Source organism: bacterium, from assembly GCA_019912885.1.
Lineage (GTDB): Bacteria > Lernaellota > Lernaellaia > JACKCT01 > JACKCT01 > JAIOHV01.
Genome location: JAIOHV010000186.1, coordinates 13617 through 29391 on the forward strand (window position 1 = coordinate 13617; position 15775 = coordinate 29391).

The 15775-nt window shown below is 64.8% G+C and carries 16 protein-coding genes; 12 read left to right on the plus strand and 4 right to left on the minus strand.

What is annotated here, in order from left to right:
- Positions 1-32: 32 nt before the first annotated feature.
- The 11 genes from K8I61_16265 (at position 33) to K8I61_16315 (ending at position 12238) form a co-directional block, all read left to right on the plus strand.
- Positions 33-950, plus strand: coding sequence for a hypothetical protein (locus K8I61_16265; protein MBZ0273593.1), 918 nt, complete (start codon positions 33-35; stop codon positions 948-950).
- A 328-nt stretch (positions 951-1278) separates the two neighbouring features.
- Positions 1279-2778, plus strand: a complete 1500-nt coding sequence (locus K8I61_16270; protein ID MBZ0273594.1) for an FG-GAP repeat protein — start codon at positions 1279-1281, stop codon at positions 2776-2778.
- A gap of 245 nt (positions 2779-3023) precedes the next feature.
- Positions 3024-4091 (plus strand): hypothetical protein, encoded by a 1068-nt coding sequence (locus K8I61_16275; GenBank protein ID MBZ0273595.1) that lies wholly within the window; start codon positions 3024-3026, stop codon positions 4089-4091.
- The gene (gene argC, locus K8I61_16280) at positions 4088-5122 is read left to right on the plus strand and encodes an N-acetyl-gamma-glutamyl-phosphate reductase (GenBank protein MBZ0273596.1); all 1035 of its coding nucleotides are present in this window, start codon (positions 4088-4090) and stop codon (positions 5120-5122) included. The genes K8I61_16275 and argC overlap by 4 nt, the downstream gene beginning before the upstream one ends.
- Positions 5119-6045 carry an acetylglutamate kinase gene (gene argB / locus K8I61_16285; protein ID MBZ0273597.1) on the plus strand — a complete coding sequence of 309 codons (927 nt, stop codon included), beginning with the start codon at positions 5119-5121 and terminating at the stop codon, positions 6043-6045. The genes argC and argB overlap by 4 nt, the downstream gene beginning before the upstream one ends.
- A complete protein-coding gene (locus tag K8I61_16290; protein ID MBZ0273598.1) occupies positions 6042-7112 on the plus strand; it encodes a M20/M25/M40 family metallo-hydrolase in 1071 nt (356 codons plus the stop codon). The genes argB and K8I61_16290 overlap by 4 nt, the downstream gene beginning before the upstream one ends.
- A 63-nt stretch (positions 7113-7175) precedes the next feature.
- Positions 7176-7622 carry a hypothetical protein gene (locus K8I61_16295; protein ID MBZ0273599.1) on the plus strand — a complete coding sequence of 149 codons (447 nt, stop codon included), beginning with the start codon at positions 7176-7178 and terminating at the stop codon, positions 7620-7622.
- Entirely contained in the window at positions 7619-8887 is a 1269-nt protein-coding gene (locus tag K8I61_16300; protein MBZ0273600.1) for an argininosuccinate synthase, read from the plus strand. Before K8I61_16295 ends, K8I61_16300 begins: the two co-directional genes overlap by 4 nt.
- Positions 8887-10257 (plus strand): argininosuccinate lyase, encoded by a 1371-nt coding sequence (gene argH, locus K8I61_16305; GenBank protein ID MBZ0273601.1) that lies wholly within the window; start codon positions 8887-8889, stop codon positions 10255-10257. The genes K8I61_16300 and argH overlap by 1 nt, the downstream gene beginning before the upstream one ends.
- A gap of 649 nt (positions 10258-10906) precedes the next feature.
- Entirely contained in the window at positions 10907-11389 is a 483-nt protein-coding gene (locus K8I61_16310) for a hypothetical protein (GenBank protein MBZ0273602.1), read from the plus strand.
- An 18-nt stretch (positions 11390-11407) separates the two neighbouring features.
- Entirely contained in the window at positions 11408-12238 is an 831-nt protein-coding gene (locus tag K8I61_16315) for an amidohydrolase family protein (GenBank protein ID MBZ0273603.1), read from the plus strand.
- 141 nt (positions 12239-12379) lie between these two features.
- Here the strand turns inward: K8I61_16315 and K8I61_16320 are convergent, their stop codons facing one another.
- From K8I61_16320 to K8I61_16330, 3 genes are read right to left on the minus strand one after another with little or no spacing between them, the layout of a single operon-like run.
- Entirely contained in the window at positions 12380-12748 is a 369-nt protein-coding gene (locus K8I61_16320; protein MBZ0273604.1) for a hypothetical protein, read from the minus strand.
- 43 nt (positions 12749-12791) lie between these two features.
- On the minus strand, positions 12792-13268 hold the full coding sequence (locus K8I61_16325) for a DoxX family membrane protein (GenBank protein MBZ0273605.1): 477 nt from the start codon (positions 13266-13268) through the stop codon (positions 12792-12794).
- Positions 13265-13789, minus strand: coding sequence for a rhodanese-like domain-containing protein (locus K8I61_16330; GenBank protein ID MBZ0273606.1), 525 nt, complete (start codon positions 13787-13789; stop codon positions 13265-13267). Before K8I61_16330 ends, K8I61_16325 begins: the two co-directional genes overlap by 4 nt.
- A 197-nt stretch (positions 13790-13986) precedes the next feature.
- Here K8I61_16330 and K8I61_16335 point away from each other — a divergent pair, with 197 nt between their 5' ends.
- Positions 13987-14175, plus strand: a complete 189-nt coding sequence (locus K8I61_16335; protein ID MBZ0273607.1) for a 4Fe-4S binding protein — start codon at positions 13987-13989, stop codon at positions 14173-14175.
- A gap of 68 nt (positions 14176-14243) precedes the next feature.
- On the opposite strand, the gene K8I61_16340 is transcribed toward K8I61_16335, so the two are convergent.
- Positions 14244-15775: peptidylprolyl isomerase (locus tag K8I61_16340; GenBank protein MBZ0273608.1), on the minus strand; the 1532-nt coding region annotated here is incomplete at its 5' end.

A 15775-nucleotide genomic window follows, 5' to 3' on the forward strand; every position in this document is an offset into this window, starting at 1 on the left:
TCTGAAAGACGCGTCAAACACGGGGGTTGCCCATGCTGTTGCCGTTCATGATCTTCTACGGCGCGTTCGTCTGCGGAATTCTCGTCTACCTTCTCATCCAGTTCGCGCGGATGGGCGAGGACAAGATGGAAACGGCGGTCCGCAACGCCGAGCGCCTCGTCGAAAAAGGCAGGCTGAAGGCCGCGGAACACATGCTGTTTGAGGCCATGCGCCGCAACGGCTGGAACTACCGCGCCTACCTGCAAAGCAAGAAGGTCAACAAGGCCGTCAGCATCGAGCAGGTCACGCCGTCCATCGTGAAGATCGCCCGCCTGTGCCGCGTGCTCCCGAAGGATACGATCGAGTGGATCGTGCCGGCGTTTTTCGTGCTCGGCGATATCTTCATGAAGCAGGGCAAGACGCGAAAGGCCACGCGCCTGTACGAGGACATGCACAACTTCCTCGAGGGGTACGGCGAGGACATCGCGTACGTGCGCCGCAACAAATTCACCGCGCGCCTGCACGACGAACAGGCGCGGCTCGACCTGCATACCGGCAGCCCTTTACACGCCCTGCGCCTGCACCTGATCTCGTATTCCGAGCATCTCGCGGCGCTCAAGGGCGCCGGCGACGACGAGCTGTTCCGCGAGCAGTTCCCCTATCGCGGCGACAACTTCCTCGACATGTGCCTCACCGCGATGAACCGCGAGGCCGAGCGCGAGGCGGTCGTGGACCTCGTCAACCGCTCCGTGAAAAACTCCGTCGGGCGCATCAACCCGCTCATCCTCGTGCGCGAGATGGACATCTATTTCTCCGGCCACAGAAGCCGCGAGGACGCCGACTTCGAGGCCGCCCGCGACATCATCCACCTCGCGCTCAACAAGCTGCGCGGCGAGGACAAGGACGAAACCAAGGGCCCCGAGGAACCCCAGGACGAGTCCCGCAAGAACGTCATCATCCTGGGGCGCTGATCCGCGCTCGCTCTCTGGCCGGGCCGCCCGAGCCGTTCCGGGACCGCGGGCGGCTCGCCCGCTTCGGAACGACAAACAAAGCCGCGCGCTTGAGCAAGGGCGCTACGACGAACGGAGCCGTGCACGCCTGCCCCGAGCGAAGCCGTCGGGTCAGCAAGCGGCTTCTCTGTTCGCGTCCTGAAACGACTCATCGAAAACCCGTGGCCATTCGCGCGCACTATGGAACCGCGACCGCTAGGGAGCGGGTACGGATGGTGCGGCGTCGACAGGAAATGTATTGTGACATATGTATAATCGGTGAGTTCTCGATGAATGGAGGGTGGCGTCGATGCTCGCGAGATTCGGTGGACTCGTCGGTTCGACGTTGGAACTGTTCGCGGCGATTTTTTGTTTCGTGGCGATTTCAACGACGGCATCATTCGCGGACAATGAATTTCCGCTCGCATTAGAACCCGGCTGGATTTATCCCGACGACCTGGCTACTGACGTCGCGACCTGGAACGAATCGCTTTCACCACCAATTGTCCTATCCGGGCTCGATGTCGATGCGGACGGCTTCGACGATATTGTCGTTGCATATCCGACCTTCGATTTCGAATTCGAGAGTTACTCGAATTATGTGGGCAGCGTTTTCGTTTTCCACGGCGGATTGCAGGGTCTCGAGCCTGAGCCAAGAACGCGTCTCGTCGGGCGAGGAACAACGACGTTCGCAAGCAATCCGTTCAACGCCGGAGACATCAACGGCGATGGATACGATGACTTGGCATTGGCCGATCCGGACTATGAAGTGGCACCACCATCACGAAATTTGGGGCGAATTCTCATTCATTATGGCGGGGCGGACGGATTAACGAGTACCCCGATCGTCCTTGTCGGTTACCCGGCCTCCGTATTGTCGATATTTGCCGAGAGAGTTGCAGGCGGCGTGGATGTCAATGGGGACGGATATTTTGATCTCGCCACGTCGCGACTTTTTCAAAATTGGAGCGGTCTCGACTTGAACATACAGGGGTTTTGGGGTTCGCCGTCGGGGTGGCACCGCCCCGCGGCTTGGGTCGCGGAGACACCAAGTTGTTCCTATCTGACGCTTGGGTTTATCGGCGACGTCAACGGGGACGACTTCGGAGACGCGGCGATTGGATGTTCCTCGGGGAAGCCGCTTGTAAACGAAACGCACTTTTTTCTGGGAACAAGATTCGGTTTGTCGGAAGAGCCGGACTTTATTTTTGACGGATATAGCGAACCGACGCGCGTCGGCGACATCAATGGCGACGGGTACGACGATGTTTACGAAGTAGGGGAGGCGCTCTTTTTCGGATCGGCCGACGGCTTGAATCTGAGCAATCCGCAGTGGTATTCCCGCAGGGGACATGTTGCTTACGCGGACATCGACGGCGATTCGTATGGCGATCTGATCTTCGGTTTCGGCAACGACACGGTCGAAGTTTATCGTGGTTCGTCGCACGGGCTGACTGAGAAAGCGGCTTGGGTCAATACGAAGCACGAGGTCCTTGACGGCGCACTTCTCACCTTCGGCGACTCTGTGAGCGCAGGCGATTTCAACGGTGACGGTTATTCCGATTTGGCGGTTGGCGCGCGCCGTTCGCGGCTCACGAAAGCGCAAACCCGGGCGAACTACGTGCTCGTTTTTTATTCGAACACAGGAACGCCAACCACCACGACGACTACGACCACGACGACTACCACGACGCTTCCGGCAACCGGCCTGGACGACGACGACGCGCTCGACGATGACCCGATGCCGGCCGAAGACGAGGACGCGGAAGCCATCGACGATTCGGAGGAGATCCGAGCGTGCGGCTGCTAAAGCGCGGCGATGCCAGAGCTGTATCAACCGCGTACTCCGCCGCCCCGTTTCGCGCGGGGCGGCATCCGTTTGCGGCCCCGACGGCCGTCCTGCTTAAACCGCATTTGACGCTCAGCGTCAAAATCCCCTTGACATTCGCGTTCTTATGCGGCAAATATGCGCGCCCTTGGGCTGCATAAACTGAATAATCATTCGCCGCGTCGCAGCCGAATACAAATTTTTTTCCGCGGAGGCTTTTCCCGCCGTTGACCACCATCCGCCTCAAACTCGACCGCATTTCCAGCGCCACCCGCAACGCGAAATTGCCGCGCGAGGTGCTCGTCAGCCCGGACGTCATCGCGCGCGAGGGGTACATCGTCGCCGTCCGCGTCTTGACCGACAAGGTTGAATACAATGTTGTCGAGGACGTCTCCGGCCGGCAGATCGTGCTGCGCGCGGGCGACGTGGTCGCGGGCGTTCTCGGACGGCGCCGCGCGCTGAAGGGCTACGCGGGAGACGTTCCCCCGTCCATCAACGCCGGCGACACGCTGCAAATTCTCAACATGGGCGGAATCGTCGGGCGCTGCACCGCGCGCGTGCCGGAGCTTGGCCCGCCGTTTGACGCCGAGGTCATCGGCGCGGTGCTGCGCGTGCCGCACGCGGGCGACCGCGTCGGCCGGCCCGCCCACATCGGCGAGGGCGCCATCCCCGCCGCGCCGGCGCTTGGCGCCAATACGCCGCCGGTCGTGTACGTCGCCGGCACGGCGATGAACTCCGGCAAAACGGTCGTCGCCATCCAGATCGTCCGTCACCTGACGAAAAAGGGCGTCAAGGTCGGCGCGTGCAAGCTCACCGGTGTCTCGCTGCGCCGCGACGCCCTCGGCATGGAAGACGCCGGCGCGATCTGCGCCTTCACGTTCAACGACGCGGGTGTCGCCACGACGCACGACCACGTCGCCGTCGACGTCGCCAAGGGCGTGCTGAATCACATCGCGGGCTTCGCGCCGGATGTCATCGTCGCGGAACTCGGCGACGGCATCCTCGGCGAATACGGCGTCGCCGACATTCTCTCCGACAAGGAGCTCGCCGGCGCGGGCGCGGCGTTTGTCGTCTGCGCGCCGGATCAGGTCGCGGCCTGGGGCGCGCGCGAGTTGTTCCGCGACCGCTTCCGGCTTCCGATCACCGTCATGTCCGGACCCGTCACCGACAGCGGCGTCGGCCGCGACTACATCACCGCGTCGCTTGGCGTTCCCGCCGTCAACGCGCGGCAGGACGCCGCCGTTCTGGCCGACACCGTGCTCGAATCGGTGGAAGAAAAGCGGGGCGTGGCGTGACCGGCGGCGGCCTTCATGCCGCGGTGCTTGGCGCCGCGGGCTACATCGGCGGCGAGCTATTGCGCATCCTCGCGACGCACCCTCAGGTCACGCGCGTCACGCCGATGAGCCGCACGAGCGCCGGCGCGCTTGTCTCCGATATGCATCCGGCGTTTTCGCACGATCGCGATCTCACGTTCGCGCCGTTTGACGTTTCCACCGCCGCGAAGGCCGACGTTACGTTCCTCGCACTCGGACACGGCGAAAGCGCCTCGCTCATGCCCGGGCTTCTCGCGGCGAATCCGCGGCTTGTCGTCGATCTGGCGGCGGACTTTCGCCTGGTCGATCGCGACGCGTATGCGAAGTCGTATGGCGAACATCCGTCGTTTCATCTCGCCGAGTCGTTCGTGTACGGCCTGCCGGAGAAAAATCGTGAACAGCTCCCGGGCGCCGGACGCATCGCCGCGCCGGGCTGCATGGCGACCGCGTCGATCCTGACGTTGCTTCCGCTTGCCGCGCGCGGTCTTTGTCCTGAGCGCCCGGCCGTTTTTGCGATCACCGGATCGAGCGGGTCGGGCCGCGAACCCAAGGCGACGACGCATCACCCGTTCCGCGCCTCGAACCTGTTTGTCTATCAGCCGCTCGCGCACCGGCACGAGGCCGAAATCGCCCGCGTGTTGGGCGAGGCGTCCGGCCGCGTGATCCGGCCGCGCATGATCGCGCATTCCGCGCCGATCGTTCGCGGCATCCACGCGTCCGCGCACGTCGCCGACGCGCGCCTGGCGGACACGGACGTGGCCACGCTGTATTCCGAATACTATCGCGACGAACCATTCGTGCGCGTGATCGGCGAGCCGCCTCACGTCGGCCTTGCGTCCGCGACAAATCGGGCGTTCATCCACGTGACGCAAAACGAAGACGAGGTTCTTGTCGCGTGCGTCATCGATAATTTGATGAAGGGCGGCTCCGGTCAGGCCGTTCAATGCATGAATATCGCGCTCGAGCTGCCGGAAGGCGCCGGGCTCGATCATCCCGGGGTGTTTCCGATATGAGCGCGCTTCCGATCGTCGAATCGCTGCGCACGGCCATGCCGTACATCCGCGCCTATCGCGGCGCGACCTTCGTCGTCAAACTCGGCGGCGGTATCCTTTCCCATCGCGAGGCGCTTTCCGATTTCGCGGCGCAGATCGCGCTACTCGAGCACCTTTCCGTGCGCCCGATCATCGTCCACGGCGGCGGGCCGCAGGCCACGAAGTTGCAGGAGCGCCTGGGCATCCGCGCGCAGATCATCGCCGGCCGCCGCGTCACCGACGCCGAAACGCTCGAGGTGACGAAGATGATCTACGGCGGGCTGCTCAACATCGAGATGCTCTCGGCGTTGCGCGCGCACCATGTGCCCGCGGTCGGCGTGTCGGGCCTCGACGGCAATCTCGTGCGTACCACGCGGCGCGCGCCGATCCGCGTCATCGACGACGAGGGTTCCGAGCGCGAGGTCGACTTCGGCTTCGTGGGCGACGTCAACGCCGGGCAGATCGATGCGCGCCTGCTGCACATCCTTGGCCAGGCGGATTTCGTTCCCGTGCTCGCGAGCCTCGCGGCCGACGACGCCGGCAACGTGTTGAACATCAACGCCGACGTGCTCGCGGCGGAGCTCGCGATCGCCGTCAAGGCGACCAAGCTCATCTTCCTCACGGAAGTGCCGGGTTTGTTGCGCGAACCGCCGGATATCGCTTCGCTCGTTCCGTTCGCCGACCCCGCGGACATCGACGCGCTGCGCGCCGACGGCGTCATCAAGGGCGGCATGGGACCGAAGGTCGAGGCGTGCGTTCGCGCGGCGACAAACGGCGTCGCGCGCACGCACATCATCAACGGACTCGCGCACGACAGCCTGCTGACCGAGCTGTTCACCGCGGAAGGTTGCGGCACGATGATCGTCGGCGAGCGCGAAAAGGCCGCGTATCAGGAGGGCGGATGATGGGCGCGAATCCCGCACCCGCCGACGCGGTTGATCTACTCGCGCGCCTCGTGCGCCAGAAGAGCGTCACGGGCGACACGGCGCAGATTCAGATTCTCGTCCAGCGCTGGCTTGCCGAGCGCGGCGTGGAATCGATCAACACGAAGGACGGGCTTGTCGCGCGCGTGGGGCGCGGCGGACCGACGCTGCTGTTTTTGTCGCACCTGGACACGGTGCCGCCGGGGCAGGGGTGGACCTTCGATCCGTTTTCCGGCGATCAGGCCGACGGCCTCCTTCGCGGGCGAGGCGCGACCGACGCCAAGGGCAGCGCGTCCGCCATGTGCGCGGCGCTCGCGCGCCTGGCCGCGCGGCCGGATCTGCCCGGGCGCATCGTCATGTTCCTGTCCGCGAACGAGGAGGGCGACGTGCCCTGCGCGTCGTATGCCCTCAAAAACCTTGGCCCGTTTGACGGCGCGGTCATCGGCGAGCCGACCGACATGATGGTGGGCGTGGCGCAGCGCGGCCTTCTCGTTCTGCGGCTGACGGCCGAGTCCGAACAGGCGCACGCCGCGCATTCGCAAAAGCCCTCCAGCGCGTTTTTGCTCGCCGAGGATCTCGTGCGCGTATGTGCGATTCCCTTCGGCCGAACGGACCCGGACCTTGGCACGGTGAAGGTGACACCCGTGCGCCTGACGGCCGGCGTCGCGGACAACGTCACGCCGCCGGAGGCGAGCGCCATGCTCGATATCCGCACGATCCCCGCGTACGCGCACGAGGAGGTGAAGGCGCTGGTGACGGACGCGTGCCGGCATTGCCGCGTCGAGCAGGTCGGCATCGACTGGCCGCCCGTGGCGACGCCCCGGGAGCATCGCCTGTTTTCAATCGCGCAGCGCCTGTCCGGGCGCGGCACGGTCGCGGGCGCGGCCGCCAGCGACTGGGCGTTTCTTGGCGATACGCCGGCGGTGAAGATCGGTCCCGGCATATCAAGCGTTTCCCATCGGCCGGACGAAACGGTGCCCGTTCGCGACGTTTTCGCCTCGGTCGATGTTTACGAAAATATCGCGATGGAATTCTTCGTCGAAATTTGAAATCGCGGCGCGTGCCGCCTGAAAATTAGGAATCGAAATAACCCGATGATCAGGAGAATCCCCATGTCGAACGCGAAGCATCGCCGTGAGGCCATTCGACGCATTATCGAATCGAACGCGCTGGCCACGCAGCACGACATCGTGCACGCGCTCTCCGAGCAGGGCATCCCGTCAACGCAAAGCTCGGTCAGCCGCGACATCTCGTATCTCGGCCTGGTGAAGGCCGGCGGCCGATACGTCGTCCCCGCCGCCCGTACCACGTCGTTCACCCGCGGCGTCCCCGTGCCGGTGCTGAACGTCGCAAGCGCCGACGCGCTCGCGGTCGTCCGCGTATTGCCGGGGCAGGCGTCGTCCCTGGGCGTCTATCTGGACGACGCCGCGTGGCCGGAAATCGTCGGCACCGTCGCCGGCGACGACACTGTCGTGATCGCCTGCCGCGATCGCCACGGCCGCAACTCCGTTCTTGCCCGCCTGTCCGGCGGCATGATCGACAAGGACCAACCCGCATGACCAACGGCGCTCCGGTGCGGACGTGCGTGCTCGCCTATTCCGGCGGGCTCGACACCAGCATCATCATCCCCTGGCTCAAGGAGAACTACGCCTGCCGCGTCGTCGCGTTCGCCGCCGACCTGGGGCAGGGGCTTGATGCCGCCGCGCTCGAAAAAAAGGCGCTCGCCACCGGCGCGGATCGCTTTGTCGTCCGCGACCTGCGCGAGGTGTTCCTGCGCGAATACCTCTTTCCGATGATCCAGGCCCGCGCCAAATACGAGGAGCGCTATCTCCTTGGCACGTCCATCGCGCGGCCGCTCATCGCCAAGGCGATGATGGATATCGTCGAGGAGGAGGGCGCCGACGCGGTGTCCCACGGATGCACCGGCAAGGGCAACGACCAGGTGCGCTTCGAGCTGACGTTCCGGGCGTTCAACCCGTTCGTGCGCATCATCTCGCCCTGGCGCGAGTGGTCGATCAAAAGCCGCGAGGACGCGCTCGCCTACGCCGCCGAGCGCGACGTGCCGGTCGATGCGCGCCCCGACAAGATCTACAGCCACGACGACAATCTCTGGCATGTCTCCAGCGAAGGCGGAAAGCTCGAGGATCCGTGGAACGAGCCGCCCGAGGAGATCTACCACATCACCGCGTCGCCGCTTGACGCGCCTGACGAGCCGGAGACGATCGTCCTTGAATTCACCGGCGGCGTGCCGGTCGCATTGAACGGCGAGCGCCTCGGGCCGGTCGAGCTGCTTTCACGCCTCAACGCCATCGGTGGGCGCCACGGCGTCGGCCGCATCGACATCGTCGAAAACCGCCTGGTCGGCATGAAAAGCCGCGGCGTGTACGAAACGCCCGGCGGCACGATCCTCTACTTCGCGCATCACGAACTCGAATCGCTCGTGCTCGACGCGCAGACGATGCACTTCAAGGAATCGCTCGCGCCCAAATACGCGGAGATCGTCTACAACGGTCTTTACTTCACGCCGCTGCGCGAGGCGCTCGACGCCTTCGTCGCGACCACGCAGCACAACGTCACCGGCGAGGTGCGCCTGCGTCTCTACAAGGGATCGGTCACCGTGCGCGGCCGGCGAAGCCCGTACACGCTCTACCGCGAGGATTTCGCCACCTTCGGCCAGGCCGACGTCTACGACCAGATGGACGCCAAGGGTTTCATCGAACTGTATGGCCTGCCCATCAAGATCCGAAGCATGATCGAGCAGGAGGGCGGCGAGCGCCTGGCCGGCTACCGCGCGCCCAACTACTCCAAGTTCAAGCGCGACTGATGACGCTCTGGAAGGGACGGACCGGCGGCACGCTCGACGCGGCGATGGAGCGCTTAAACCGCAGCCTGCCCGTCGATATCCGCCTGCTCGCCTACGACATTGCCGTCAACCGCGCGTGGATCGCGGAACTGGCGCGCCTTGGCGTGCTTTCGCCGGGCGAGGCCGAGGATCTGGCCGCCGAGCTCGACAACATCGCCGAGGAGCACGAAGCGGGCGCGTTTGTCGCCGGCGAGCTGCCCGATGAGGACGTGCACAGCCTTGTCGAGCGACTTCTCACCGAGCGCGTGGGCGAAGCGGGCGCGCGCGTGCACAGCGGACGGTCGCGCAACGATCAGGTCGCGACCGATCTGCGCCTGTATCTCAAGGACGCGTGCGACGACATCATCGCCGCGATCCGCGAATTGGCGGGCGTGCTGCTCGAAACGGCCGAGGTCCACGCAGCAACGGTGATGCCCGGATACACGCACCTGCAACCCGCTCTGCCGGTGACGCTCGGCTTCGATCTGGCGTCGTTCGCGTCCGAACTGTCGCGCGATCTCGACCGCTTCGCTGACGCGAGAAAACGCGCGGACGATTGCCCTCTCGGCGCGGGCGCCCTGGCCGGGTCGGGATTGCCGGTCGATCGCGTCGAGCTTGCTAACGCGCTCGGTTTCGCGCGCCCGATGGCGAACGCGCTTGACGCCGTTTCGTCCCGCGACGCCGCGCTCGAATTCTGCTTCGCGTCCGTGCAATGCGCGCTCACGCTTTCGCGCCGCGCCGAGGATGGGATCATCCGCGCCACGCGCGAATTCGCGCACCTGCGTTTGCCGGACGCGACAAGCACGGGCTCTTCGATGATGCCGCAAAAGCGCAATCCCGACGGCCTGGAGCTTGTACGCGCCAAGGCCGCGGCGATCCTCGGCCGCGCGACCGGCCTCGCCGCGCTTCTCAAGGGCCTGCCGCACGCCTACGCCAAGGATCTGCAGGAAGACAAGGCGGCTGTCTTCGAAACGCACGACGCGCTGCGCCTTTCGATCGACGTCATGCGCGCGCACTACGACGCGCTCGAATATGACGTGGATGCGATGGCCGCGGGCATTCCGCTCGCTTGCGCGGCGACGGATTTCGCCGACGCGCTTGTCGCCAAAGGAGTGCCGTTTCGCAGGGCGCATGAGATTGTTTCGTCGCTCATCCGCGAGCTCGAGGACGCGGGGCAGGATATCGCGGACCTCGCGCCCGACGAGATTGCCCGCCGGCTCGACTTGCCCGAGGAGGTCGCCCGCTGGTCGCCCCAGGCGTCCATCGAGCGCCGCCGCGTCCTTGGCGGCACCGCCGTGGCCGCCGTCCGCGCGCAGATCGCCGCGCTCCGCCGCCACTTCGCGGCCGGCTGAAACCGCGCGCGCCGTCGTATTCCGTATCCCGCTGCCGCGACACGTCGCGCCCGTTTCCCGAATTTTCGTTGGACTTGAGAGACAGCCCGGACATGACGGACGGACGTGGCCGGTGCTGCAAAATGTGGAAACCGCGCTGCCAGGGGGTGGCAGCGCGGGTTCCGTTGCTCATGCAGGCGGATCGGTGTGGGTTCCGATCCAAGGAGGATTTTTGAGACCGGTGAGTCCGGCCTCGGCTGGGCTCGTCTATTTCTTGTCGAACGCTCCGTCTTTAAGGATCTGTTCGCGTTTTTCGTTGCTCATTCGCAGGCGACCAGATTTCGCCCGACGCAATTGTATGCAGCAACGTGCGTGCCAAATCGAAATTTTTCGATATCAGAGGCCGATTTCGCCTTCTTAATTACATAAATACGCATATTTGCATGAAATTTTTTCCGCCCGGCGAATGTTTTTTCACAAAAACCCGGGCGTCGCGGCGATCTTGGGGTGACGCCCGACGTGAGAATTCACCGGAGGCGTCAAATTTTCGTGGGGGATTAAGGAGGCTGGAACGCCGGGCGCGCGCGAGGCTATTTTCTATTTCCTATTTTTGATTTCCTGTTTACGATGCGCTCTCCATTCCATCGGATAATTGAAAAGGAGACGGCGCATGTCCCGGCGGTTCGTGGCCTTTCCCGTGGTACTCATCGTTTTGTGTCTGGGGGCGTCCGCACTTTTCGCGATCAGCGGGTGCGAGGACGACGAAGAGGACGAACCGAGCGGCCCGGTCAATTCGCCGGACGGCGACGACGACTCAGAGCCGTTTATTCCCGAGAACGACGACGACGCCGCGGCGGACGATGACACGGATGGCGGCGGCGGTGGTGTCCATTGCTGCCACGCGCTTTGTATCGAGGAGTGCAATCTTTTTGGCGGAACGGTTGAAACCGTGGCCTCCGACGCCGAATGCGAGGTCGAGGCGACCAATATCTGCGCTTCCGAGGGATGCGCGCTCGACGAATACGCCTTTTTTGCCAATTGCGCTTCTTGCGCCATCGATGGCGACTGCTATCCGGATTGGAAAAAGGGCTTCACGGACTTCCGCGTCGAATACCAGGCCGCAAAGGGCCGCACGCTCTATTACAAACCGTAGCCGCCGCGAGCCGGACCGATGGCCGCTCCCACGATCGTCGACGCGTGGATCCAGCATCCGACGCGCGGGTTCATCAATCACCCGATGTTCGCGTCGCTTCGCCGATGGCTGCGCATCGACAATGTCGTGGTCGACATTCCGCATGAGATGACGCTCGCGGCGATGGACGAGGCCGGCGTTTCGATCGGCGTCGCCTGCGCGTGGCATGGACCCGACGGCGCGATGATCTCGAACGACGATGTCGCCGCGCTCGTCGCGGCGCACCCCGACCGTTTCATCGGCCTGGCCGCTGTCGATCTCATGCGCCCGGCGGACGGCGTCGCCGAGTTCAAATCGCGCGTTGGCGGCGAGGGATTCCGCGGCGCGCGCGTTCTGCCGTGGCTGTGGAATCTGCCGCCGACGGATCGCCGTTATTATCCGCTGTTCGCCGCCTGCTGCGAGCTTGGCGTACCCGTCTGCTGGCAGGTCGGGCACACGGGCCCGTTGCGCCCGTCGGATCCCGGCCGACCGATTCCGTATCTCGAGCAGGTCGCACTCGATTTTCCGGAACTCGTCATCGTCGGCGGCCACATCGGCCATCCGTGGGTGACGGAGATGATCTCCTGCGCGACGAAATTCGAGAACGTCTACATCGATACTTCGGCTTACGTACCGAAGCGATTCCCCGCCGCGCTTGTCGCGTACATGCGCGGCCACGGCCGGCGCAAGGTCCTGTTCGGTTCGAACTTTCCCATGCTGATGCCCGCGCGGTGCCTGGAAGGGCTCGACGATCTTGGCCTCGACGACGAGGCGAAGGCGCTCTACCTCGCGGGTAACGCGATGCGCGTCTTCGGGATTGGACAAGGCTGAAAGGCGTATCCGCTCCTTGACGGTCGCGGTGCCAATCCGGGGGGCGAGGCGTTCGCACGGGCGCCAAACAAAAAACGGCCGGCCATCCCTTCGGATCGCCGGCCGTTTTGTTTTCGTCCGTGCTTTATCGCCGTGCGATCATCAGCCCTGCGTTTCGGCGAATACCTGATCCATGCACGCGATTAAGTCTGAGTACATGTCGATCGCCTCATCGTAGTCGTCGCAATCGTCGTTCACCGCGTCCATGCAGTCGAGAGCCTCGGCCACGGTGTCGTCCTCGGCGGCCGGGAAGCGATCGCACTCGGAATAGACCTCGTTTTGATAGGTCTCGTCGTCAAAGCAGCCGTCGCCGAACGCCTCGTCGGCGCGTTCCTCGCAGGCCTCGATGTCCGCGTGCTTCACCTCGTCGTCGTCGTCATCGTCGTCGTCGCCGCACGCAACAGCGCCGGCCAGCGCCATGGTGAGCGCCGCCAGGAGTGCGATCGCGAAAAGCGTCCATTTCGATGTCATGCGTCAAGCTCCTTTCGATTCAAAAAAACGAGCATCGCCGGAATTACCCGCCCGCCCGATCGCGGGCGATGAGCGAGCGCACAGTAAATTGGCCTTGATGAAAAACCAACACCCAGATCGACGCCAGAGTTAAAAGCGCGTCCCGGATCACCAGTCCGCTGCTCACCTTGCTCGCGGCGGCGCCTTCCTGCACGAAGCAACCGCAGCTAATGTCGAGCCCGCGCGCAAGCGCGCTCGCTACCGCGACGAAAAACATGAAGCAAAGGATGGCCGACAAAAGCGCGGAGGCCTGCGTCATCACGCCGGCAACGAGGAACACGCCGATGACAAGCTCGATCCACGGCAACGCGAGCGCAAACAGATTGACGAGAGCGTTCGGCACGATGTGGTAGTTATCGACCGCGATCGCGAACTTGTCGGGCTCGGCGATTTTATCCACGCTCGCCACGACGAACATGACGCCGAGCCCGGCGCGCAGCACCAGCAGCAGGTACGGATTTTCGAGCACGCGCCGCATCATTTCGTCCCCATCGGCTTGATGATCGGCGTCGCTTCGTCGCTTCCCGCCGATCCCGTGATGGGGTATCCCGCCGCGGTCCAGGCCGGCCAGCCCGCGAAGAAGATGCGGACCTTCTCGTATCCCATGTCCACAAGCTCGCGCGCGACGATGTCGCTTGCGTGGCAGTCCTCGCCGGAACAGTAGGCGACGACAGTCGCCTCAAGCGGAATTTTCTCCAATATTTCCATGGCCTTATCCTGAACTTCCGCGTAATACACGTGGAGCGCGCCCTTGATATGGCCGGCGGAAAAATCGCTTTCGGAACGGGCATCCACGAAAATCGCTCCCTCGTCGTGCAGTTTTTTGGCGCCGGCCAGATCGACCGGGCCAAGCGCGGCCTCGGGCCTGGCCGTCTGGACGGCGTCCCGGGCGGGCCGTATGAGATCGATCCCCCCGGCACGCACCGAGTTAAAAACAACGGCCGTCACGGTGGCGGCGGCGATGATCGAAAGGGCCTGAATGGCGATGCGTCTTACTTGCATATTTGTCGATTTTCCACGAAAATTCCGCTCGAACTTGGCGCGAATCATAGGGGATCGCGAAGGCGAAATCCATGATCTTGCGTCTTTGACCGGGATTCGGTCACAGCGCTCGCGGACGATTCGCGATGCGCCGGGAGAGTCAGGTCGTTGAGCCGGCCGCGCCATCCTTCGCCGGCCGAAAAAGGAGACACCCGTCCATGGCTGTGAAATGCCACATCATCGACGACTGCATCGCCTGCGGCTCCTGCGCCGAGGAATGCCCCCACGACGCGATCAGCGAGGGCGATATCTACGTCGTCGATCCGGATATCTGCGAAGGCTGCGGCAAATGCGCCGAGGTCTGCCCCGTCGACGCATGCATCCTCGAGGAAGTTGCCGCCGCGTAAGCGCCGCGCAAGTCCGTTTCGTTCAAGATCCGTCATGCCCGATCCGACCCCGCGCGACGCGCGCGGGTTCAGCCGAATTGCGAGTGACGAGTGACGAATGACGAGTGGAATCGCAGCGACGCGATTGGATATCGGCACGTGCTTTCGTTCGGCGCCGTTTGTCGTTCAATATTGCGATGGCATTCGTAACTCGTAACTCGTAACTCGTCACTAGCTAGCGGCTCCGGCGGCGGTGCGCCTTCGCCGGTGATGGTCATGCGTCGGATGACGTCGCCCGGCACGATACCAAGCACCACCTCGATCCCGCTCGCCACGCGCCCGAACGCGGTGTAAGCGCCATCGAGATGCGGCGTGGCGCGATGCGTCACGAACCACTGGCTGTCGCCCGTGTCGCGCCCCGCGGTCGCAAGCCCCACGACGCCCGGGCCGTCGAATGCGATCGCGCCCGTTTCATCCGGCAGCAGCTTGCCCGTTCCGCCGTAGCCCGTTCCCATCGGGTCTCCCGTCTGCATCACGAAAAGCGGCTCCACGCGATGCACGACAAGGCCGTCGTAAAATTTCGCGCGTACGAGTTCGATGAAGCGGTCGGCCACGAGCGGCGCGACGCCGATCGGCACGTCAATCACGAACGGCCCGCGATCGGTCTCCACGTTCACCGACGACGTCGTGCCAAGCGCGCGGGCGATGCGTGCGTACGCATCCGGCGGGCGCGACGGAGCGATGTTGAAAAACACCTTGTCGTGCCGTTCGTGCGCGAGGGTGTAAAGCGCCTCGGCCGCGCGCTCGCGCACCGGCCCGCGCGGATCCGCCAAAAGGGGGCGCAGCGCATCGACGCACTTGGTCCGCGCGAAACTTTGTGCGGGGAAGCGCTCGCCTACGGCCTCGACCGCTGCGACGGCAAAATGCGCCGCGTCGTATCCCGGATCGTTCGCGGCGCGCGCGATCGCCGCAATCAGCGGATCGAGCAACACCACATCGGGCCTCGCGGCGATCGCCTCCGCGGCCGCCGCGCGCACGAGCATCGCGTCGTGTTCCAGAAATTCGCGCTGGCGCGCGTCGAATCCCGCCGTGCGTGCCAGCGCCGCCGCGTGCACGAGCGCGAACGTGCCCCGCTCGCCGCGAAATGCCGCGGGTCGCACGGTGGAAGCGAGCCACCCGTCGATTCTCTCGCGCGCCTTGTCGGCGTCGCAGGCGGCGAGCGCCTCCATGTACGCCAGCGCGAGCACGGGATCGCGCGCGAGCGCCTCGACGTTGACGCGCAAAAGCGCGCTCGACGCGCGGGCCTCGCCCATCGCGCGCACGGCGCGGATCGCGAGCGCGCCGTGCCGCTTCACCTGCGCCTCGAGCATGTCGATCGCGGCGGCTTCGGCGCGCCGGCCGAGCGCGTCGATGCCCGCAAGGTGCATCGGCCGCGCCGGTTTGTCCTCGGTCACCTGCGCGAGCAGCTCCGCGACGCGCGCCGGCGGCACGCCGCGCTCGCGCGGGCCAAACGCCATCAGCGCCGCGGTGATCTCCGCCTCGTTCTCGCCGTAGAGCATGGGGTAAGGCCGCGCGGCGTCGCGCGCGCTTGGGCGGCTTGGCGGCGCGCGCGGCCTCGATG

Coding starts and splice junctions, on each gene's coding strand:
- K8I61_16265 (MBZ0273593.1), top strand. CDS start 33: ATGCTGTTGCCGTTCATGATCTTCTACGGCGCGTTCGTCTGCGGAATT.
- K8I61_16270 (MBZ0273594.1), top strand. CDS start 1,279: ATGCTCGCGAGATTCGGTGGACTCGTCGGTTCGACGTTGGAACTGTTC.
- argB (MBZ0273597.1), top strand. CDS start 5,119: ATGAGCGCGCTTCCGATCGTCGAATCGCTGCGCACGGCCATGCCGTAC.
- K8I61_16290 (MBZ0273598.1), top strand. CDS start 6,042: ATGATGGGCGCGAATCCCGCACCCGCCGACGCGGTTGATCTACTCGCG.
- K8I61_16295 (MBZ0273599.1), top strand. CDS start 7,176: ATGTCGAACGCGAAGCATCGCCGTGAGGCCATTCGACGCATTATCGAA.
- K8I61_16300 (MBZ0273600.1), top strand. CDS start 7,619: ATGACCAACGGCGCTCCGGTGCGGACGTGCGTGCTCGCCTATTCCGGC.
- argH (MBZ0273601.1), top strand. CDS start 8,887: ATGACGCTCTGGAAGGGACGGACCGGCGGCACGCTCGACGCGGCGATG.
- K8I61_16310 (MBZ0273602.1), top strand. CDS start 10,907: ATGTCCCGGCGGTTCGTGGCCTTTCCCGTGGTACTCATCGTTTTGTGT.
- K8I61_16315 (MBZ0273603.1), top strand. CDS start 11,408: ATGGCCGCTCCCACGATCGTCGACGCGTGGATCCAGCATCCGACGCGC.
- K8I61_16320 (MBZ0273604.1), bottom strand. CDS start 12,748: ATGACATCGAAATGGACGCTTTTCGCGATCGCACTCCTGGCGGCGCTC.
- K8I61_16325 (MBZ0273605.1), bottom strand. CDS start 13,268: ATGATGCGGCGCGTGCTCGAAAATCCGTACCTGCTGCTGGTGCTGCGC.
- K8I61_16330 (MBZ0273606.1), bottom strand. CDS start 13,789: ATGCAAGTAAGACGCATCGCCATTCAGGCCCTTTCGATCATCGCCGCC.
- K8I61_16335 (MBZ0273607.1), top strand. CDS start 13,987: ATGGCTGTGAAATGCCACATCATCGACGACTGCATCGCCTGCGGCTCC.